The sequence below is a fragment of the Flavonifractor sp. An100 genome (genome assembly GCF_002161175.1).
Taxonomy (GTDB): domain Bacteria; phylum Bacillota; class Clostridia; order Oscillospirales; family Oscillospiraceae; genus Lawsonibacter.
Genome location: NZ_NFMA01000064.1, coordinates 1 through 566, shown reverse-complemented (window position 1 = coordinate 566; position 566 = coordinate 1). Strand labels below are relative to the sequence as shown.

Genomic DNA, 566 nt, shown 5'->3' with positions numbered 1-566 from the left:
GCCGGAGCCTGGGGGATAGGGACGGGGGCCTTTCCGGTGACCACGCTGACCCGGGGCTCACCCCCAAAGGCGGCAGCCGCCGCCTGGGTCAGTCCGGACAATACAGCGGGTTTATTGAGCATAGAGCGGGTAAACTCGCTGTCCACCCACAGGGTGAGCTTGCCGTTCTGCCACACCCCGGTGACCTTGGCGGGGTTATTCAGGTAGGGGGTGACCGAAGGGGGAACCTTGCCCCGCAGGCCTGCCACAAAGGAGGGCCAGAAGGCCTGGTCACCTGCGGCAGCGGGAGGCTGAGCCGCAGACGGGGCAGCCGGAGCGGGCCGCTCTGCCTTTGGCTGTTGGGGGACGGATGGCTCATCAAAGACGTACTCCCGTTCCTCCGGGGGCTCCTCGGGCAGCGGGGGCCGCTCCTCCTCCCAGGGCGGTGCGTCCTCCACGACAGCCGGGGCCGTTGGGGCCGGCTGTCGTGGAGGACGCACCGCCCTGGGAGGAGGAGCGGCCCCCGCTGCCCGAGGAGCCCCCGGAGGAACGGGAGTACGTCTTTGATGAGCCATCCGTCCCCCAAC

1 pseudogene is annotated in these 566 nt (G+C 69.6%); it reads right to left on the bottom strand.

What is annotated here, in order from left to right:
• Positions 1-437 (bottom strand): annotated as a pseudogene (locus B5E43_RS14780) (DNA polymerase III subunit gamma/tau); the annotation flags it as partial.
• Between the last annotated feature and the right edge of the window lie 129 nt (positions 438-566).